This window comes from Pseudomonas putida W15Oct28 (genome assembly GCF_000708715.2).
Lineage (GTDB): Bacteria > Pseudomonadota > Gammaproteobacteria > Pseudomonadales > Pseudomonadaceae > Aquipseudomonas > Aquipseudomonas putida_R.
In genome coordinates this window covers 26,099-45,395 of record NZ_JENB01000004.1, presented here as the reverse complement: position 1 = coordinate 45,395, position 19,297 = coordinate 26,099, and the positions used below count along the sequence as shown (strand labels likewise).

At 62.1% G+C, this 19,297-nt stretch carries 15 protein-coding genes; 9 read left to right on the top strand and 6 right to left on the bottom strand.

The annotated features are described in order from the left end of the window. Positions 1–17 precede the first annotated feature (17 nt). The 3 genes from AK81_RS03565 (at position 18) to AK81_RS03555 (ending at position 2,323) form a co-directional block, all read left to right on the top strand. Positions 18–698, top strand: a complete 681-nt coding sequence (locus tag AK81_RS03565; protein WP_043196827.1) for a bifunctional 4-hydroxy-2-oxoglutarate aldolase/2-dehydro-3-deoxy-phosphogluconate aldolase — start codon at positions 18–20, stop codon at positions 696–698. Between the two features lie 169 nt (positions 699–867). Further along, positions 868–1,590, top strand: a complete 723-nt coding sequence (locus AK81_RS03560; protein ID WP_043196826.1) for a monalysin family beta-barrel pore-forming toxin — start codon at positions 868–870, stop codon at positions 1,588–1,590. Between the two features lie 19 nt (positions 1,591–1,609). Further along, complete coding sequence (locus AK81_RS03555; RefSeq protein WP_043196825.1) at positions 1,610–2,323, top strand: monalysin family beta-barrel pore-forming toxin; 714 nt, start codon at positions 1,610–1,612, stop codon at positions 2,321–2,323. Positions 2,324–2,385: 62 nt separating this feature from the next. Here the strand turns inward: AK81_RS03555 and leuA are convergent, their stop codons facing one another. From leuA to AK81_RS03535, 4 genes are all read right to left on the bottom strand, one after another. Then, a complete protein-coding gene (gene leuA / locus AK81_RS03550) occupies positions 2,386–4,059 on the bottom strand; it encodes a 2-isopropylmalate synthase (protein ID WP_043196824.1) in 1,674 nt (557 codons plus the stop codon). A 433-nt stretch (positions 4,060–4,492) separates the two neighbouring features. Beyond that, positions 4,493–5,320, bottom strand: coding sequence for a M23 family metallopeptidase (locus AK81_RS03545; protein WP_043196823.1), 828 nt, complete (start codon positions 5,318–5,320; stop codon positions 4,493–4,495). Between the two features lie 3 nt (positions 5,321–5,323). Continuing rightward, positions 5,324–6,703, bottom strand: coding sequence for an exodeoxyribonuclease VII large subunit (xseA, locus tag AK81_RS03540; protein ID WP_043196822.1), 1,380 nt, complete (start codon positions 6,701–6,703; stop codon positions 5,324–5,326). A gap of 189 nt (positions 6,704–6,892) precedes the next feature. Continuing rightward, the gene (locus AK81_RS03535) at positions 6,893–7,771 is read right to left on the bottom strand and encodes a LysR substrate-binding domain-containing protein (RefSeq protein ID WP_043196821.1); all 879 of its coding nucleotides are present in this window, start codon (positions 7,769–7,771) and stop codon (positions 6,893–6,895) included. A 97-nt stretch (positions 7,772–7,868) separates the two neighbouring features. Here AK81_RS03535 and AK81_RS03530 point away from each other — a divergent pair, with 97 nt between their 5' ends. From AK81_RS03530 to guaA, 4 genes are all read left to right on the top strand, one after another. Next, positions 7,869–8,624: a sulfite exporter TauE/SafE family protein gene (locus AK81_RS03530; RefSeq protein WP_043196820.1), complete on the top strand. Its 756-nt coding sequence runs from the start codon at positions 7,869–7,871 to the stop codon at positions 8,622–8,624. Positions 8,625–8,671: 47 nt separating this feature from the next. After that, on the top strand, positions 8,672–9,229 hold the full coding sequence (locus AK81_RS03525) for a hypothetical protein (RefSeq protein WP_043196819.1): 558 nt from the start codon (positions 8,672–8,674) through the stop codon (positions 9,227–9,229). A gap of 86 nt (positions 9,230–9,315) precedes the next feature. Further along, positions 9,316–10,785 (top strand): IMP dehydrogenase, encoded by a 1,470-nt coding sequence (gene guaB / locus AK81_RS03520; RefSeq protein WP_043196817.1) that lies wholly within the window; start codon positions 9,316–9,318, stop codon positions 10,783–10,785. A 78-nt stretch (positions 10,786–10,863) separates the two neighbouring features. Beyond that, positions 10,864–12,441: a glutamine-hydrolyzing GMP synthase gene (gene guaA / locus AK81_RS03515; protein WP_043196815.1), complete on the top strand. Its 1,578-nt coding sequence runs from the start codon at positions 10,864–10,866 to the stop codon at positions 12,439–12,441. Positions 12,442–12,504: 63 nt separating this feature from the next. Here guaA and AK81_RS03510 read toward each other — a convergent pair whose 3' ends face one another. Continuing rightward, on the bottom strand, positions 12,505–15,438 hold the full coding sequence (locus tag AK81_RS03510) for a membrane-targeted effector domain-containing toxin (protein ID WP_043196814.1): 2,934 nt from the start codon (positions 15,436–15,438) through the stop codon (positions 12,505–12,507). 197 nt (positions 15,439–15,635) lie between these two features. Between AK81_RS03510 and AK81_RS03505 the strand changes: the two genes are divergently transcribed. Together AK81_RS03505 and tadA are read left to right on the top strand one after the other, a co-directional pair. After that, entirely contained in the window at positions 15,636–17,018 is a 1,383-nt protein-coding gene (locus tag AK81_RS03505) for a multicopper oxidase family protein (protein ID WP_043196813.1), read from the top strand. Continuing rightward, positions 17,018–17,497 carry a tRNA adenosine(34) deaminase TadA gene (gene tadA, locus AK81_RS03500; protein ID WP_043196811.1) on the top strand — a complete coding sequence of 160 codons (480 nt, stop codon included), beginning with the start codon at positions 17,018–17,020 and terminating at the stop codon, positions 17,495–17,497. The genes AK81_RS03505 and tadA overlap by 1 nt, the downstream gene beginning before the upstream one ends. 110 nt (positions 17,498–17,607) lie before the next feature. On the opposite strand, the gene mltF is transcribed toward tadA, so the two are convergent. Beyond that, on the bottom strand, positions 17,608–19,065 hold the full coding sequence (gene mltF, locus AK81_RS03495; RefSeq protein ID WP_043196809.1) for a membrane-bound lytic murein transglycosylase MltF: 1,458 nt from the start codon (positions 19,063–19,065) through the stop codon (positions 17,608–17,610). Positions 19,066–19,297 lie beyond the last annotated feature (232 nt).

Here is a 19,297-nt window from a genome sequence, read left to right as displayed (position 1 = left end):
GCCAAGGATCCACTGTCATGACCACCCTCGAACGCCCACAGCCAAAGCTCTCGATGGCCGACAAGGCCGCCCGGATCGACGCCATCTGCGAAAAGGCGCGCATCCTGCCGGTAATCACCATCGCCCGTGAGCAAGACATCCTGCCGCTGGCTGATGCCCTGGCCGCCGGCGGTATCCGTACCCTGGAAGTGACCCTGCGCTCGCAGCATGGGCTCAAAGCCATCCAGGTGCTGCGTGAGCAGCGCCCGGAGTTGTGCGTAGGGGCCGGCACCGTGCTGGATCGCAGCATGTTCACCGCCGTCGAGGCTGCCGGCGCACAGTTCGTCGTTACCCCGGGCATTACCCAGGACATTCTCGAAGCGGGCGTGGACAGTGAAATCCCGCTGCTGCCAGGCATCAGCACGCCATCTGAAATCATGATGGGCTATGCCCTGGGTTACCGCCGCTTCAAGTTGTTCCCGGCGGAAATCAGCGGCGGCGTGGCGGCGATCAAGGCCTTTGGCGGCCCGTTCGGCGATATTCGTTTCTGTCCAACCGGCGGCGTGAACCCGGCCAACGTGCGCAACTACATGGCGTTGCCCAATGTGATGTGCGTAGGCGGCACCTGGATGCTCGACAGCAGCTGGATCAAGAACGGCGACTGGGCGCGGATCGAGGCGTGCAGCGCGGAGGCGATGGTGCTGCTGGACGCCAACTGAATTTGTTGTGTGCTTTACGGCTTATGGGGCGCTTGGTCGGCGCCCCTTTTTTTTGCCCCGAAAATTTCATTTCCTATAGAACGTTTCCTGGTGAGGAAAAATGAACATATAGGCGCGGTCGGCCAGGCAAATTAGTCTCGTGCACCCCAATACTATTTAGAGGTGTGCGATGGCAGAGTATGAATTTTTGTCACCCGATGACTTTCCGAGTTTCAGTGGCTCCTACCTGATTGAGAAGTATCTCGTTGGCGAAGATGAGTTTCATCGCGGGTGTTGGGTGGAAGGTGAAACTGTTCATGGCAGTTTTGCGCTTCCGGCAGGAAACAAAAATGTGCTTACCCGCCCTGTTTTTGCCTACCTGGATTACTTGGGCACCCATGCAGCCTTAGGGGCTGAGGAATGTGAGCTTGAGATCTCTCGATCCAGTGGGCATGAAGTCTGGTTTGCTCATGAGCCCGAGCGCTTTTCTGCCCCCAAAGCGCTTGAGTTGGTCAATGTAGTCTCGGAATTGCTACCTGGCGTTTGTCCTTCGGAAAATTGGCAGCCGCACTCATCGGTTGGGCACACGGTACGGGTATCAGGGGCCGAGCGCTATATGGCTTGCCAGATGAAATTGGTCTACGCGCATTGGTTGAAAGAGGGCACACCCGAGTGCGCTGATTTTTTTTCGGTGCAGCCGGTATCTGCGCAGGGCAATAACGATGGGGTTTTCTTTCTCTCCACCGTTTCCACGGATTTGGTATTGGTAAGGCCTGCGTCAATTGAAATCAATGCGCCAATTTCGCGCAAGATGATTTACCACCTGGTATTCAACTTGGCATTTGAAGCGACTGGCTCCAATGGCTGGAGCTTTGATGAGCAGGCAGTGAATAGCAAATTCTTGCAGTACTGAACCGGTGGGGCTGAAGCCAATGAGTAACCCAGTAGATGAGATTATTCAGTATCCGTTGATGAGAGGGTCGTACGAAATCGAGCAGTACCTGATAGGCGACGAACTCAAGGCCGGATGCTGGATTGATGGTGATACGAAATACGGTGATGTGCACTGTGGCAACCAGGATTGGGCCACCTATACGCGCCCCGTCTTTGCCTACTTGCAGCATGTCGCCACGATTCGATCCAATGTACAGACGGAGCATGAGCGTGAAGTGGTTGTTTGCGAGGGCTTCAGCAAGAGCTTTTCCAAAGGTGTCGAGTTTTCAGTAGGCTTCTCTGCTGACTTCGGAGCAGTCAACGTGGGGGCGGAACTCTCCGCCATGTTCTCGGTGACAGAAACTATCAGTAGTTCTGAATCAATCAAGCGCACCCTTAAGGTCAAAGGAGAAGGAACAATCATGGTGTATCAAGTGCACCTGGTTTACGCTCACCATTTGACGTCTGCGGGGACGCTTGCCGGGATGGTCCCTTACTCCAGGCATGCAGAAATATTCGATAACGATGGGCGGCTGGTGCGGGAAGACCTTACCCTGCTTTCTTCGGTGGTCTGCGATCAGCTTGTTCCGGTGAAGCTGGAAAAATCAATAAAACCGCTGACCTGGAAGCAGGTCAATCAGGCTGTCTTGTTCAATCAATATAAGAAAGAGCCAGGCGCCAGGCGGTGGACCTTCGATTACTCCGTCGCGTGAACGGCTACTTTTAATAAAAAAGCCCGCTTCCAGGAAGCGGGCTTTTTGCATGCCGGTATTACTCAGGCGGCCTTGGCATCCTGCTGGCTCAGCGAGCGGTTCAACGCACTGAACAATGCCTTGAAGCTGGCCGTGGTGATGTTTTCATCGATGCCCACACCATGCACCGGGCGGCCACCGGCCACACGCAGTTCAATGTAGGCCGCGGCCTTGGCATTGGTGCCCGCGCCAATGGCGTGCTCGTTGTAGTCCATGATTTCCACCGAAATCGGCAAACCGGCCACCAGGGCTTCCAGGGCGCCATTGCCCTTGCCGCGCCAGTGCAGGGTGGTTTCGCCTTCGCCGGCCACTTCCACTTCCACGGCGCTGTGGCCGTTTTCTTCCTGTAAGCGGTGGCTGACCAGTGCGTACGGCGCGTTAGCCTGGAGGTATTCCTTCTGCAGCAGGCTGTAGATCTGCTTGGCAGTCATTTCCAGGCCCAGGCGGTCGGTTTCACCCTGCACCACCTGGCTGAACTCGATCTGCATGCGGCGCGGCAGGCTGATGCCGTATTCCTGTTCGAGCAGGTAGGTAATGCCGCCTTTGCCCGACTGGCTGTTGACGCGGATCACCGCCTCGTAGCTGCGGCCGAGGTCGGCCGGGTCGATCGGCAGGTACGGCACTTCCCACCGTTCGCCTTCCTGCTGCTTGGCGAAGCCTTTGCGGATGGCATCCTGGTGCGAGCCGGAGAACGCGGTGTGGACCAGGTCGCCCACGTACGGGTGGCGCGGGTGTACCGGCAGCTGGTTGCACTCCTCGACCACCTTGCGCACGCCGTCGATGTCGGAGAAGTCCAGCAACGGGTCGATGCCTTGGGTGTAGAGGTTCAGTGCCAGGGTCACCAGGTCGACGTTGCCGGTACGCTCGCCGTTGCCGAACAGGCAGCCTTCGGCGCGGTCGGCACCGGCCATCAGGCCCAGCTCGGTGGCGGCGATGCCGGTACCACGGTCGTTGTGGCAGTGCAGGCTGATGATCACGCTGTCGCGGCGGCTGACGTTGCGGCAGAACCACTCGATCTGGTCGGCGTAGATGTTCGGCGTGGACACTTCCACGGTGGCCGGCAGGTTGAGGATGATCTTGTGCTCAGGCGTCGGGTTCCACACTTCGATGACCGCGTCGCAGACTTCCTTGGCGAAGTCCATCTCGGTGGCGCTGAAGGTTTCTGGCGAGTACTGGAAGGTCCACTGGGTTTCCGGCTGCTGGGCAGCGTACTTGACGAACAGCTTGGCCGCGTTGACCGCGATGTCCTTCACGCCTTGCTTGTCCTGGTTGAAGACAATGCGGCGGAACGACGGGCTGGTGGCGTTGTACAGGTGGACGATGGCCTTCTTCGCACCGCGCAGCGATTCGAAGGTGCGTGCGATGAGGTCTTCACGGGCCTGGGTCAACACCTGGATGGTGGTGTCGTCCGGGATGTGGCCGTCCTCGATCAGGGTACGCACGAAGTCGAAATCGGTCTGCGAGGCAGACGGGAACGAGGCTTCGATTTCCTTCACGCCCACCTGCACCAAGGTCTTCCAGAAGCGCAGTTTCTTCTCCGAATCCATCGGCTCGATCAGCGACTGGTTGCCATCACGCAGGTCGGAGCTGCACCAGATCGGCGCGGCGGTGATGGTTTTCGACGGCCAGGTACGGTCGGGCAGGTCGATGGTCGGGAAAGCGCGGTACTTCTTCGAAGGGTCTTTGAGCATGGACATGGAAGCAATCCTTTTGTGTGCGGCCGAGATCGGGCCTGCCGAGCGATAACGAGATGAAGAGGCGAGGCGACGCGATTCAGCCTGGTAGTCGGGCGCTGACCAGGCAGAGGCTGCGATGTTGTCGGAGCAGGATGAGGGTGCTGAAGGTTTTCATGCCTTCAACCCTAACCAGAGAGGTGAGGGATGGCAAGTGTTCAGCAAAAATTGAGAGGAATGCTTAAAAAACGGTAATGGGCGAGATTTTATGGCTGTAATTTGCTGACTGTTTCTTGATTTTTGCGCGGTATATTTCGATGGCGCAACCCAGTGGTATGGGTGCTGACAGCGCTGGCCTCTTCGCGGGCTCGCCTGCTCCCACAGGTACAGCGCAGCCTGCGGGCGCGGCGCAAAACCTGTGGGAGCGGGCATGCCCGCGAAGCAGGCGCCGCCGATATCAGGGTTGAAACGCGCCGATGAAAATCGCCGGATCCACCCGCGCGTCGTTCAGGCTGACGTTCCAGTGCATGTGCGGCCCGGTTGCCCGCCCGGTCGAGCCCACGCGCCCGACTACGTCGCCACGGCGCAGTGTTTGCCCGACCTGCGCATCGATCTTGGACATGTGGCAGAACATGCTGATAAAGCCCTGGCCATGGTCGACGAACACCGTGCGGCCATTGAAGAAGTAATCCCCCACCAGAATCACCTTGCCATTGGCCGGGGTCTTGATCGGCGTGCCCGCTGGCACCGCGAAGTCCAGCCCGGCATGCGGGTTGCGCTCTTCACCGTTGAAAAAGCGGCGCACGCCGAACTTGCTCGACAGCGGGCCGTTGACCGGTTTGTCGAGGATCAGGTTGCTCGGCAGGCTTGGGCTGAAGCTGCGGTAAGCCTTGATCTGCTCGGCCAGCTCGCGGTCGATGCGCTTGAGGTCGGCCGGGTTCGGGTTGACCTGGCGAGTGTTCTTCAGGGTGATGCGCTGCTCGGGGTACTTCTTGCTCCCGACGCTGAAGGGCAGGGTGCGGCCGTCCTGGTTCAGCACGGCAGTGCCGGGCTTTTGGGTCAGGGGGATGCCGACGATGGCCAGCCAGTTGTCCTGCTCCTTCACCACCAACACCGGTTTGCCGTCGAAACGGGCGCTGGGCGCGCTGGCGGAGCGGCCCAGGTCGACCACCGCCACACCGCCGGGTACCGGTTTGTTAAGCGTGCGGGTGATGTAGCTGGCCTGGGCGCCGCCGGCCAGCAGCAGCAGGGAAAGGGCAAGCAAGGGCGCGAGCAGGCGGGGCATGTGTCAGTCCAGTAGTGAGAGGGTGACCGGGGTCAGGTGGTTGTCTTCGACCCGCACCTGCAGTTCGCCTTCGTTCAGGCGGGCGGTGAGGCGCTGGCCGTTGCGGGTCTGTTCGGCGCTGCGAATGGCCTGGCCCTGGTCGTCCAGCAGGATGCTGTAGCCGCGGGCGAGGGTGGCCAGCGGGCTGACCACTTGCAGGGTTTGCAGCTGGGCCTGGAAGCGTTGGCGACGGTCTTTCAACACATCGCGCATGGCACGTGGCAGGCGCTCCGCCAGGCTTTCGAGGCGCTGGCTCAGCAGTTTCAGGTTGCGCCCCGGGTGCTGCGCGGCCAGGCGGGTGTCCATACGTGCCAGGCGCTCGCGGCGCTGGTTGAGGTTGAGCATGAATGCGCGGCGCAGGCGCATGTCCAGGTCGTCCAGGCGCTGGGCCTGCTGGCGCAGGCGCTCGCCCGGGTGGCGCAGGCGCCGGGTCAGTGACTCCAGGCGCAGGCGGTCATGGGTCAGGCGGTTTTGCATGCGCAGCAGCAGGCGCCGTTGCAGGCCGTCCAGGCGTTGCTGCAGGCCACTGTTGTCGGGGGCCAGCAGTTCGGCGGCGGCAGACGGCGTGGGGGCGCGCACGTCGGCGACGAAGTCGCTGATCGATACGTCGGTTTCATGGCCCACGGCGCTGACTATCGGGGTAACGCAGGCGGCTACGGCCCGCGCCACGGCTTCTTCGTTGAAGCACCACAGGTCTTCCAGCGACCCACCACCCCGGGCCAGGATCAGCGCATCGAAACCAAGGCTGTCGGCCAGGCGAATGGCGCGCACGATCTGCGCGATGGCTTCGCGGCCCTGTACCGCCGTGGGGATCAGGTTCAGTTCCACCTGTGGGGCACGGCGGCCGAACACGCTGATGATGTCGCGGATGACGGCGCCAGTAGGCGAGCTGATGATGCCGATCCGTTGAGGGTGGGCCGGTAGCGGTTTTTTGCCTTCGGCGCTGAACAGCCCCTCGGCGCTGAGCTTTTCCTTCAGTGCCTCGAAGGCCAGGCGTAACGCGCCGTCGCCGGCCGGCTCGACGGTGTCGAGAATCAGTTGGTAGTCGCCACGCCCTTCGAACAGCGAAACCTTGCCGCGTACCCGCACCGCCAGGCCGTCGCGCAGGGCCTGACGCACCCGCGTGGCGTTCTGCCGGAACAGCGCGCAGCGCACCTGGGCGCCGCTGTCCTTGAGGGTGAAGTACATGTGGCCGGACGCCGGACGGGCGAGGTTTGAGATTTCGCCTTCCACCCAGACGCTGCGGAACACGTCTTCCAGCAGCACGCGGGCGCGGCCGTTGAGTTGGCTGACGGTAAGGACCTCACGGTCCAGGCCGAGTCGTTCGAAGGGGTCTTTGATCATGGCAGGCATCATAAAGGACATCGGCCCCGGTTGTCTGTGCCAGCCCTGTCACCGGGCTTGTCGCGGTCCTTGTAGGAGCAGCCTTGTGCTGCGAAGAGGCCGGTAGGGCTAATGATCATCTTCGGCTGCAATGGCCTCTTCGCAGCACAAGGCTGCTCCTACCGGGTGATGCGGTTGCTTCCACAAGCCTCAGTCCTGCATGGCCGCCACAAACTGCCGTGCCATCTGCCCCGCATCACGGCGACAGGCCAGCGCCACTGTGCTCTGGCAATCACCTTCCAGCGCCACGAAGCTGACCGAAGCCGGCGCAATCTCCCGCATGCATTCAGGCAACAACGCCACCCCGAACCCCGCCTGAATCAACTGCAATTGCGTAGTCTTGCGTGACAGCACCTGCGCCGCCTGCGGGAAGAACCCGGCCTCCATGCACAACGAGGCCGACAAATAGCTCAACCCGCCGCGGTCCCGGTGTGGAATGGAAATGAAGCGTTCTTCCCGCAACTGCTCCAATTTCACCCGCGGCGTGCTGGCCAAAGGGTGCCCGGCAGCGACCGCCAGCAACAAGGGTTCGCTGAACAGTTCCTGCAGCACCACACCTTCGTGCTGGCGCAGCACAGGCAAGCGCAGCAGGCCGATATCCAGTCGCCCGGCAGCAATGTCTTCCAGCTGTGCCTCCGAAGACTGCTGCGCGATCTCCAGCGAAACCCCCGGGTTGTCTTTCAGGTAGTTGCCCAAGCGAGCCAGCAGCGTGCCGGTCAGCGGCACGGTACTGGAATGGTTCAGGCGCAGGCTGCCTTGCAGCCCCTGGCCAATGTCGCGGGTTACGCGCTCGGCCTGTGCCAGATCGGCCAGCAAGCGCCGCGACCGTTCAAGAAAGGCCTGGCCGGCCAGTGTCAGGCGTGGCAGGCGCGCAGTGCGCTCGAACAGCGGCGTGCCCAGTTGCTGCTCCAGCTCCTTGATCTGCCGGCTCAGCGCCGACTGGGCGATGTACAGCCGTTCGGCGGCAGCGCTGAAACTGCCGCATTCGGCGATTTCCACGAAGTAACGCAATTGGCGGATCGACGTCATGTCATGCCTTTTCGAGATAGCTGTGGCGATAAAGGCATATTAGTCGGCATGGCTCATCGCTGGCTAACCTTGGCCTGTCTTCCCAGGAACTGCTGCCATGCTCGCCCAACTGTCGTTTTCCGGCCTCGACTGGCTGCCCATCCTGCTGGGTGTCGGTGTTGCCTACATCGTTTTCGGCATTGCCGGTTTTGGTACCGCGCTGGTGGCCGGGCCGGTACTGATCCATTTCATGCCGTTATCACGCATTATCCCGCTGCTGGTGCTGCTGGACTTCGTTGCCGCGTTCGGCAACCTGCTGCCGTCGCGCCGGGATGTGGTGCGCAGCGAGTTGTTACGGCTGTTGCCGTTCATGGCCCTTGGGTGCACGTTGGGCGTGGTGTTCCTTCTGCAACTGAAGTCCGACCTTTTGCTGCTGATGATGGGGGTATTCGTGACCGCCTATGCGTTGTACGGGCTGGCAGTGAAAGTGCGGCCGGCGAGCCTGTCCGGCTTTTGGGCGGTGCCGATGGGTACGGCAGGCGGGTTGTTCGGGGCTTTGTTCGGCAGCGGCGGGTTTCTGTATGCCCTTTACCTGAGCGCACGGCTGGAGGTAAAGGAACAGGTTCGTGCCACCCAGAGCGCGCTGATCAGTTGCAGCACGGTCGTGCGCCTGACGCTGTTCCTGATAGCCGGTGTCTATGCCGACCAAAGCCTGCTGCTGCTCGCTGCCTGCTTGCTGCCAGTCATGGTCGCAGGCCTCTGGGTGGGGCGCCGGCTGACCAACCGGCTCTCCCGTGAAGCCTTTGTGCGCCTGGTCACCTGGCTGGTGCTGGCCAGTGGGCTGGCGTTGATTGGTCGCTACCTGAGCGCCTGAGCGGTAGAATTGCGTCATTACCGGCGTTTTTCAGGCTTGTCCCGTTCATGAACACCCAGAGCATCATCGTTCCCAAGCTGTCCACCGTCCCGGTGCATGAAGCCCGCGCCCGCGCCATCCTGCGCTGGCTGGTGCGCGAGAAAGTCGTCGAAGAACAACTGACCACCTGTGGCCGCACCGGCAACCGCATGGGCCATGCCCTGGCCGCCGGGGCGCGCAAAGTGGCGCTTCATCCGGAAAAACTGCCCTTTGACCAGCAGGTCAACGGCATGGAGGTGATGCTCAAGCGCTGCATCTACACCCCCACCGAAGGTTTTCTCGAAGAAGCAGGCTGCCCGGAGTGCCGCCGCGAGGTGGGCGAGCCGCTGTTCGAAAGCCTGGAAGAATGGATGCCGCGCGTCAGTGATAACTTCACCTGCCCGCTGTGCGGCTTCGAAGATGACATCAATGGCTTCATTTACCTGCAGCCATGTGCCTTTTCCAACCTGGGGTTCATCTTCAACAACTGGGGCGAGGCCGGGTTTACCCAGGCCTTTCTCGACAGCTTTGCCGACTGGCTCGACCAGCCGGTGGTCGTGGTACAGGTAAAAGTGCCACAAGGCTGACCGAAGGCCCTTATTTTGCATTGAGCGGCGCGCCGTGCATGAGTATAATGGCGCGCTTCCATTTTTCCCGCCCGGGAGCCCCCGCGATGCTGCGTATCAGCCAAGAAGCCCTGACCTTCGACGATATCCTCCTTGTACCTGGCTATTCCGAGGTACTGCCCAATGAAGTCAGTCTCAAGACCCGTTTGACCCGTGGCATCGAGCTGAACATTCCGCTGGTTTCCGCCGCCATGGATACCGTGACCGAAGCGCGTCTGGCCATTGCCATGGCCCAGGAAGGCGGCATCGGCATCATCCACAAGAACATGACCATCGAACAGCAGGCCGGCGAAGTACGCAAGGTCAAGAAGTTCGAGGCTGGCGTGGTCAAGGACCCGATCACCATCGAAGCCGACGCCACCGTGCGTGACCTGTTCGACCTGACCCGCCTGAACAACATCTCCGGTGTTCCGGTGCTGGCGAACGGCGACCTGGTTGGCATCGTCACCTCCCGTGACGTGCGCTTCGAAACCCGCCTGGACGCCAAGGTCCGCGACGTGATGACGCCTAAAGAGCGCCTGGTCACCGTCCGAGAAGGCGCCGACAAGAACGAAGTCCGCGAGCTGCTGCACAAGCACCGCCTGGAAAAAGTCCTGATCGTCGACGACAAGTTCGCCCTCAAGGGCATGATGACCGTCAAGGACATCGAAAAAGCCAAGGCCTACCCGCTGGCCAGCAAGGACGACCAGGGTCGCCTGCGCGTCGGCGCCGCGGTCGGCACCGGCAAGGACACCGGCGAGCGCGTTGCCGCCCTGGTTGCCGCTGGCGTTGACGTGGTGGTTGTCGACACCGCACACGGTCACTCCAAAGGCGTGATCGACCGCGTGCGCTGGGTAAAAGAAACCTACCCGCAAGTGCAGGTGATCGGCGGCAACATCGCCACTGGCGCTGCTGCCAAGGCCCTGGCCGAAGCGGGCGCTGACGCCGTCAAGGTCGGTATCGGCCCAGGCTCGATCTGCACCACCCGTATCGTTGCCGGTGTCGGCGTGCCGCAAATCAGCGCCATCGCCAACGTCGCCGCCGCACTGGAAGGCACTGGCGTGCCACTGATCGCCGACGGCGGTATCCGCTTCTCCGGTGACCTGTCCAAGGCCATCGTTGCCGGTGCTTCCTGCGTGATGATGGGTTCGATGTTCGCCGGTACCGAAGAGGCCCCGGGTGAAGTCGAACTGTTCCAGGGCCGTTCCTACAAGGCCTACCGCGGCATGGGCTCGCTGGGTGCCATGGCACAGGCGCAAGGCTCGTCCGACCGCTACTTCCAGGACTCCTCGGCCGGCGCCGAGAAGCTGGTACCGGAAGGCATCGAAGGCCGTGTGCCTTACAAAGGCGCCCTGGCCGCGATCATCCACCAGCTGATGGGCGGCCTGCGTTCGTCCATGGGCTACACCGGCAGCGCAACCATCGAAGAGATGCGCACCAAGCCGGAATTTGTACGCATCACCGGTGCCGGCATGGCCGAGTCCCACGTGCATGACGTGCAGATCACCAAAGAAGCCCCTAACTACCGCGTAGGCTGAGGCTTCCAGCTATATAAGGATGCGGGGCTGTCACGACAGCCCCGCGTCGTTTCCGATTTCCACTGACGAGATTGAGTCATGGCCCTCGACATTCACGCTCACCGCATCCTGATCCTCGATTTCGGTTCCCAGTACACCCAGCTGATTGCCCGCCGCGTGCGCGAAATCGGCGTGTACTGCGAACTGCACCCGTTCGACATGGACGATGAAGCGATCCGCGAATTCAACCCGCGCGGCATCATCCTCGCTGGCGGCCCCGAGTCGGTCCACGAAGCCAACAGCCCGCGCGCCCCGCAGGCCGTGTTCGACCTGAACGTACCGCTGTTGGGCATCTGCTACGGCATGCAGACCATGGCCGAACAGCTGGGCGGCAAGGTCGAAGGCTCCGAACTGCGCGAATTCGGTTATGCCCGCGTTGATGTGGTCGGCAAGAGCCGCCTGCTCGACGGCATCGAAGACCACGTTGACGCCGATGGCGTACTGGGCCTGGACGTGTGGATGAGCCACGGTGACAAGGTCACCCAGATGCCTGGCGACTTCCACGTGCTGGCCAGCACTCCGAGCTGCCCGATCGCCGGCATGTTCGACGATTCTCGTGGCTACTACGGCGTGCAGTTCCACCCGGAAGTGACCCACACCAAGCAGGGCGGTCGCATCCTGTCCCGCTTCGTGCAGGACATCTGCGGTTGTGAAGCCCTGTGGACCGCCTCCAACATCGTTGAAGACGCCATTGCCCAGGTGCGTGCGCAAGTCGGTTCGGCCAACGTCCTGCTCGGTCTGTCCGGCGGCGTCGACTCGTCCGTGGTTGCCGCGCTGCTGCACCGTGCCATCGGCGACCAGCTGACCTGCGTCTTCGTCGACAACGGCCTGCTGCGCCTGCACGAAGGCGACCAGGTGATGGCCATGTTCAAAGAGAACATGGGCGTCAAGGTGATCCGTGCCGATGCCGAGGCTCAGTTCCTGGGTAACCTGGAAGGCGAAGCCGACCCGGAGAAGAAGCGCAAGATCATCGGCCGCACCTTCATCGACATCTTCGATGCCGAAGCCAGCAAGCTGGATAACATCCAGTTCCTTGCCCAGGGCACCATCTACCCGGACGTGATCGAGTCGGCTGGCGCCAAGAGCGGCAAGGCCCACGTGATCAAGTCGCATCACAACGTGGGTGGCCTGCCAGAGGAAATGAACCTCAAGCTGGTCGAGCCGCTGCGTGAACTGTTCAAGGACGAAGTGCGCAAGATCGGCCTGGAACTGGGCCTGCCGTACGACATGGTCTACCGCCACCCGTTCCCGGGCCCGGGCCTGGGCGTGCGCATCCTGGGTGAAGTGAAGAAGGAATACGCCGACATCCTGCGTCGCGCCGACCACATCTTCATCGAAGAGCTGCGCAAGGCCGACTGGTACCACAAGACCAGCCAGGCGTTCGTGGTGTTCCAGCCGGTCAAGTCGGTTGGCGTCGTTGGCGACGGCCGTCGCTACGCCTGGGTCGTTGCCCTGCGTGCCGTCGAGACCGTGGACTTCATGACCGCGCGTTGGGCACACCTGCCGTACGAGCTGCTGGAAACCGTCAGCGGCCGTATCATCAACGAAATCGAAGGCATCTCGCGCGTTACCTACGACGTGTCGAGCAAGCCGCCGGCCACTATCGAGTGGGAATAAGTTGAGCCACAAGGGCGCCGCAAGGCGCCCTTGTCGTATCTGGCGACAGGGTATGCCCGCTGTTCAAGGGCGCACGTAACGCAAGCCTCGGCGGGCGAGTGCGTCGCGTAACTGTGCCAGGCCATCCAGGCGGCGTCCGCTGATCCATGGCCAGTCAGGTTTTTCGATATGGACGTATCGCCCGTCCTGGCGCACCGGGGTGTATTTCAGTTGCCCGTCGTGGCTGCGATGGACCAGGGTCAGCTGGCCATCGAGGTCGCTGAAAGCAAACATGCCCTTGTTCACCAGCGCCGCTTCCAGGTTGCCGCTGCCCTTGGCGTGCTGCGCCACTGCAACCTGCATGCGCAAGTCGCCCTGAACGCGCTGCAGGCTAAAATCGTCGCTGACAACCGTGCGTCCCGGGTCGACCTCTATACCGCCCACTTTGCCGAACTCGATGTCTTCAAAGCGCAGGCCGACAGCGCCTTGCAGTTCGCTCAGCCCGGGTACGCCTTCATAGGTGTTCGAGTGCGTACTGCCCACCAGGGCTATCCACTTGCCGGGGCCGCGGGTGGCCTGGTCGGCGTCGATGGTCAGGTGCGCGAAGTAGTTCATCATCTTTTGCCGAATCTGCGGCAATGGCGTGCCTTCCCACGCCTGACGGTAGCTGGCCATGCAATCGATGGGCTGGATGCGGATGCCCTGTTTCTGAGCGGCGATCAGTACTTGCTTGAAGGTGTAGCGGCCTGAGCGGTCGGTCCAGTGCCCCTCGTCCAGGGTCTCCACATAGGTCTGCAGGTCTTTTGGCATTTGCCCTGTGCGATTGAATACGTCCAGGTCCGCCTGCTGGAAGTCCGTCAGAAAATGCTCCATGTACAAGACGCTGACTTTCTGCTTTTTCAGCAGCGCCATGTTGTCGATCAGAAAGCGCTTGCTGCCCAGCTGCGAATGGCCTTCACCGACAACAAGGCCGTGGCTGCGCTCATACAGGCTGCGGATGATCTGCTTCGGGCCCGACTCGCGGGGCAGTTCGGGCAGTTCGGGGCGAGGTGGCAACTGTACCGTTTCGAGGAACTGGCTGGCGTCGGTGGCCAGGGCATTGCGACGCCTTCTGAATTCGGCATAGCGCTCATTGGCTACCGGGTCCAAGTCGGCAAAGATGCCGCTGAGTACCCGGTCATTGCCCCCTTGAGCGGCGGCTTTCAAACCGCTGCGCATGGCTTGAGGAATGTTGTAGGGGCTGTCGGGCAGTTCAGCCACTGCAGCCCCGGAAACCCTGCCCCAGCGAGCCAGCAACTTGCGTGGCAACATGCCGCCGCGTAACCCTGGGCGTTCGAAAGGCTGCCACTGTCCATCCGCGCCCAGGCGGATGGGGACGTTACGGTAGAAAGAGAATGGGTGCTCGGGGTCTACCACGACCCAGGTATTCATTTCTGCAACAAAGCGCACCTGATAGGGCTGCTCGTCGATCAACGCATAGAAGTTGCCTTCCTGGGTGTAAATCCCTTCGAGGGTGCCGCTGCCAGGCTTGCTGGCCAGCACGGCATTGGTCTCGAAAGGCGCCAGCAGGGCAAGTTGGCCAAGTGGCCTGTGCGGCTCCGGGACCCAGGCTTCGATTTCGCCGGGGGTGGCAGGCAGCAGATCATCTTCAGGTTCCGGTTCATGGCCTGTTTCTGCGCCCTCGGCCTCGTCAAGCTCGGCGAACTCATCCAGCGGCTTGCCTGCTACGCCGGTGAGCAGTGTCGCATTGAACAGGGTATTGATGGCGGCCAGCACGGCGCCGGTCACCCCCTGCTGGCGTTCGGCGGTGGTGTGGCCAGTGATCGCCTGGTCGATATTCAGCCCGGTCTCAGCCAGCCCCGCCCCGACCGCCGCCAGGGCGATCGGCCAGTCGACTGCGGCCATGGCTCCGGCAATCTCGCCGAAGGCTGTCAGGTAGCCGATCCACAATTGTTTGCGCAAGTCGGCATTGGAGCGCAGGGCGAAGTGGGCATCGTCGTTCATGCGCTGGCGGGCGGCGTCGCGCAGGTGGCTGAACGCATCGCCGGTCAGGGTGTGGTCCAGCTGGTTGAGGCAGTGATGGTCATCGCCTCCCCAGTTGAAGAACAGCAGGTCGATCATGTGGTTCAGGCCGACGCTGCTGGCCTTTTCGGCATGGCTCTCAAGTGCGAAGTGGCCCATGAAGCGTGCCCGGTTATCGGCCTGGTTGGTGTTCATCAGCACCCATTGATACAGCTCGCTGCGGTTGGCGAACAGGTGCAGCGCCTCGCTCTCGCCAGGGGTGTAGAGCAGTTGATAGCCATCGTCCATCTCGACCCGCAGGATGTCAGTGGCCAGGTGGCCGCCAATATCGAAGGTACAGACGCGGTAGCCAGCGGCGGGACTGGCGTGCTGTTGCAATTGCTCCAGGCTCGGCGGCCAGGTGCTGGTACCTGCAAGGGCGGCGGCGACCCGGTGAGCACGCCTGGCCAGCTCGCTGCGGGGGGAGTCCGAGCGCACCTCCAGAACCTTGGCGAGGAAATTGACCTTGGCCAGGGTGCGGTAGCCATCGGCGTGTTGCTGCCAGAAGTCATGCAGGCGTTGGTGGAATGTGCTGCTGAAGTCGATTTGCCAGAAGTCCTGCAGGATCGACTGTGGGGCGATGGGTATTTCGTTGTGCTCATCGTACACGTCCTTGCCCGCGCCATCTTTGTAGAAGCCGGTGAGGTAACTGAGCAGGTCGGCATTGTCCTGGTCGTGAACATCGAAGCGGTGCATGACCAGTTGCGGCAGGGTCAGCGATTGGACCGGTGGGTCGAAGTGCTGCCAGCCGCTGAATGTTCGCGGGCTGCTGACGGCCGTGGCAAAACGGTTGAGATAGACCTGGTCAGGGTCCAGCGCCGGATGCTGATGCTTGGCCAGGATGGCAAGGGCGGTATCCCGCGCTATCTGGCGCATGTCCGGGCAGGCGGTGACCAGTGGCATGGCCAGTTGCTGCAGCTGTTGGAGGGTTTTCTGCTGTTGGGTAGAGAGGTCCATGGGCATTTCCTCGATGAAGGACAATGGCCAAGCCTGCATCGGCAGCGGGTGTGGGTCGGGGTAGATATTGCTGGGGGGTAAATGTGCTGCGGCAACACTTCACTTAATCTTTCCCATTTGCAGGTGTATCGTATTCGCCCTTCATCGCCAGCCACTGCTGGCAGCTTGATTGCGCAGAACACGAGGTACCCGCACCGATGTCCTTCACCCGTCGACAAATGCTCAAAGGCCTCACCGGCCTGGTTGTGGTTGGCCTGGGCGCCGGTGGCGCAGCGCGTTACTGGCTGGGCAAGGTCGAAGACGACAACGCCGGGCATGACTACGAGCTGATCGCAGCGCCGCTGGACGTCGAACTGGTGCCGGGCTTCAAGACCGAAGCCTGGGCGTTCGGCCCATCGGCGCCAGGCACCGAGTTGCGCGTGCGCCAGGGCACCTGGTTGCGGGTACGCTTCATCAACCACCTGCCGGTCGAAACCACCATCCACTGGCACGGCATTCGCCTGCCGCTGGAAATGGACGGCGTGCCCTATGTCTCGCAACTGCCGGTCAAGCCTGGCGAGTACTTCGACTACAAGTTCCGCGTGCCGGACGCCGGCAGCTACTGGTATCACCCGCACGTCAGCAGCTCCGAAGAGCTCGGCCGCGGCCTGGTCGGCCCGCTGATCGTCGAGGAGCGTGAGCCTACCGGGTTCCAGCATGAGCGCACATTGAGCCTGAAAAACTGGCACGTGGACGAGCAGGGGGCCTGGCTGCCTTTCAGCATCCCTCGCGAGGCGGCGCGCAATGGCACCGCCGGGCGCTTGATCACCATCAATGGCCAGGCCGGCTCGGTCACCGAGTTGCCGGCTGGCCAGGTGGTGCGGGTGCGCCTGCTGAACCTGGACAACACCTGGACCTACCGCCTCAATCTCAAGGGCAACTGCGAGGCGAAAATCTATGCCCTCGACGGCAATCCGGTGACCCCGCGACCACTGGAGGACGAGTACTGGCTCGGCCCCGGCATGCGCATCTGCCTCGCCATCCGTATTCCCGAGGCAGGCGAGGAGATCTCCCTGCGCGATGGTTTCGTGCGCCTGGGTACCCTGCGTTCGGTGGCCAGCAATGACGCGCCGAGTGACTGGCCGCCAGCGCTGCCGGCCAACCCGATCGCCGAGCCGGACCTGGAGAATGCCGAAAAGCTCAACTTCAATTTCGAGTGGGCGGCCAGCGTCTCGGTCACGCCAGACCCGAACAAGCCGTCGAGCATGTGGCAGATCAACGGCCAGGCCTGGGATATCACCGACAAAACCTGCGCCGACCGCCCCATCGCCACGTTGAAAAAGGGCAAGAGCTACATCTTCGAGCTGAAGAACATGACCCAGTACCAGCACCCGATCCACCTGCATGGCATGAGCTTCAAGGTGATCGCCTCCAACCGTCACGACATCAAGGAGCCGTGGTTCACCGACACCTATCTGTTGGGCAAGAACGAGCGCGCCCAGGTGGCACTGGTGGCGGATAACCCGGGCACCTGGATGTTCCATTGCCACGTCATCGACCACATGGAAACCGGCCTGATGGCCGCGATTGCGGTGGTCTGATGCGCCCGCAGATCATCGATCGCAGCCGCGATCAGGAATTCATGCGCCTGGCCCTGGCTTTGGCCGCCGAAGGTGCTGCGCTGGGCGAGGTGCCCGTGGGTGCGGTGCTGGTACAGCATGGGCAGGTGATCGGCCAGGGCTTCAACCGGCCGATCCTCGACAGCGACCCCAGTGCGCATGCCGAGATGGTGGCCATCCGTGCAGCGGCGAAATCAGCCAGCAACTACCGCCTGCCCGGCAGCACCCTGTACGTGACCCTGGAGCCGTGCAGCATGTGCGCAGGGCTGATTGTGCATTCGCGGGTGATGCGCGTGGTTTTTGGCGCGCTGGAGCCCAAGGCGGGCATTGTGCAGAGCCAGGGGCAGTTCTTCGGCCAGGGGTTCCTCAACCATCGGGTGATGGTGGAGGGTGGGGTGCTGGCGGAGGAGTGCGGGCAGATCCTCAGCGACTTCTTCAAAGCCCGCCGGGCCAAGGCTTGACCTGAACCGGCCTCTTCGCGGGCACGCCCGCTCCCACAGGAATACCAATCCCCTCGGGCCTGTGGTGTACATGTGGGAGCGGGCGCGCCCGCGAAGAGGCCGGTTCAGGCCTACATCGGCGGCGACTGTTCCGCCGGCTTGGTCTTGTTGACCCCGGGCACATGCAGGTTGCCCTCGGCGACCTGGCCTTCGAGCTGCGGCTGGGTCACCCAGGTGAGGATGTCGTAGTAACGGCGGATGTTGGCCACGAAGTGCACCGGCTCGCCGCCACGGGCGTAGCCGTACTTGGTCTGGCGATACCACTGCTTCTGCGACAGGCGCGGCAGCATCTTCTTCACGTCCAGCCACTTGTTCGGGTTGAGCTTCTCGCGCTTGGCCAGGGTACGGGCGTCTTCCAGGTGGCCGCCGCCGACGTTATAGGCCGCCAGGGCGAACCAGGTGCGGTCCGGCTCCTGGATGCTGTCGTCCAGCTCGGCCTTGATCTTCATGAAGTATTTGGCACCACCCTGGATGCTCTGTTTCGGGTCCAGCCGGTTGGACACGCCCATGGCCTGGGCGGTGCGCTGGGTCAGCATCATCAGGCCGCGCACGCCGGTCTTGGAGGTGACCTCCGGCTGCCACATCGATTCCTGGTAGCCGATGGCGGCCAGCAGGCGCCAGTCCACCTGCTCGACCTTGGCATAGCTCTTGAAGTGCTTTTCGTACTTGGGCAGGCGCTGTTGCAGGTGCTGGGCGAAGGTGTAGGCACCCACATAGCCCAGTACGTCTACATGGCCGTAATAACGGTCTTTCAGGCGCTGCAGGGTGCCGTTCTTCTGTGCCTTGTCGAGAAATTCGTTGATTTCGTTGAGCAGGCTGTTGTCTTCGCCCGCAGCCACTGCCCAGCGCTGGTCGCGGGTGTCGCCCACGTCGAAGGCAACGCGTACGTTGGGGAAGTACACCTGGTTCATCGCCAGCTCGTTGGAGTCGACCAGGGTCAGGTCGATCTGGCCTTCGTCGACCATGCGCAGCAGGTCGACCACCTCCACGGCATCCGACTCTTCATATTCCAGGCCAGGGTTCTGCTTTTTCAGCTCGGCCAGCAGGTCGGCATGGCTGCTGCCTTTGAGCACCATGATTTTCTTGCCGACCAGGCCCTTGGCATTGGTCGGGCGGGGCCGGCCGTTGCGATAGATGACCTGCGGGGTCACTTCCAGGTAAGGGTGCGAGAATTTCGCCTGCGCCGCGCGCCGCTCGCTGCTGACCAGGCCGGCGGCTGCCAGTACCGGGCCGGAGGGCTTGCCGAGGTCGTCGAACAGCTCATCGAGGTTGTCGGCAGTCTCGATCTCCAGCTTCACACCGAGATCGTCGGCGAAATGCTTGACCAGCTCGTACTCGAAACCGGTTTCGCCGTTGCGATCCTGGAAGTAAGTGGCCGGGCTGTTGCGGGTGATCACGCGCAGCACGCCATCCTCCTTCACGCGCTCGAGGGTGCTGGGTTTTTCAACGCAGGCACCGAGCAGCAAAAAGAGTCCGGTTGCGAAAAGCCATTTGGCGCAACGCTGGCGCAAAGCAGTGTGGGCGAACATAGGTTGCAGTATACGCAAAGGACCGGTTCAACCATATCTCGACAACGGTTAGCTTGTCTGGTAGCGGGTTTTGTGTTGCGGGGGCGTGGCGGAGGATTGTGTTTGGGCTTTCGGGTGCTTGCCGTGGGAGGTGTGGCGCTCGATCTCCCAGGCCATAAACCTCTTGAGGCGAGCACCCGAAATATTGACCCGCAAGTCCGGTTACGCCGCCCGGCAGCCGTGGCGTAGAGCG

Bases quoted from the DNA above. Each gene is read 5' to 3' on its own strand.
- tadA (WP_043196811.1), top strand. From the start codon at position 17,018: ATGCGCCCGCAGATCATCGATCGCAGCCGCGATCAGGAATTCATGCGC.
- AK81_RS03555 (WP_043196825.1), top strand. From the start codon at position 1,610: ATGAGTAACCCAGTAGATGAGATTATTCAGTATCCGTTGATGAGAGGG.
- AK81_RS03565 (WP_043196827.1), top strand. From the start codon at position 18: ATGACCACCCTCGAACGCCCACAGCCAAAGCTCTCGATGGCCGACAAG.
- AK81_RS03505 (WP_043196813.1), top strand. From the start codon at position 15,636: ATGTCCTTCACCCGTCGACAAATGCTCAAAGGCCTCACCGGCCTGGTT.
- guaA (WP_043196815.1), top strand. From the start codon at position 10,864: ATGGCCCTCGACATTCACGCTCACCGCATCCTGATCCTCGATTTCGGT.
- xseA (WP_043196822.1), bottom strand. From the start codon at position 6,703: ATGATCAAAGACCCCTTCGAACGACTCGGCCTGGACCGTGAGGTCCTT.
- AK81_RS03560 (WP_043196826.1), top strand. From the start codon at position 868: ATGGCAGAGTATGAATTTTTGTCACCCGATGACTTTCCGAGTTTCAGT.
- guaB (WP_043196817.1), top strand. From the start codon at position 9,316: ATGCTGCGTATCAGCCAAGAAGCCCTGACCTTCGACGATATCCTCCTT.
- AK81_RS03525 (WP_043196819.1), top strand. From the start codon at position 8,672: ATGAACACCCAGAGCATCATCGTTCCCAAGCTGTCCACCGTCCCGGTG.
- mltF (WP_043196809.1), bottom strand. From the start codon at position 19,065: ATGTTCGCCCACACTGCTTTGCGCCAGCGTTGCGCCAAATGGCTTTTC.
- AK81_RS03545 (WP_043196823.1), bottom strand. From the start codon at position 5,320: ATGCCCCGCCTGCTCGCGCCCTTGCTTGCCCTTTCCCTGCTGCTGCTG.
- AK81_RS03535 (WP_043196821.1), bottom strand. From the start codon at position 7,771: ATGACGTCGATCCGCCAATTGCGTTACTTCGTGGAAATCGCCGAATGC.
- AK81_RS03530 (WP_043196820.1), top strand. From the start codon at position 7,869: ATGCTCGCCCAACTGTCGTTTTCCGGCCTCGACTGGCTGCCCATCCTG.
- leuA (WP_043196824.1), bottom strand. From the start codon at position 4,059: ATGTCCATGCTCAAAGACCCTTCGAAGAAGTACCGCGCTTTCCCGACC.
- AK81_RS03510 (WP_043196814.1), bottom strand. From the start codon at position 15,438: ATGGACCTCTCTACCCAACAGCAGAAAACCCTCCAACAGCTGCAGCAA.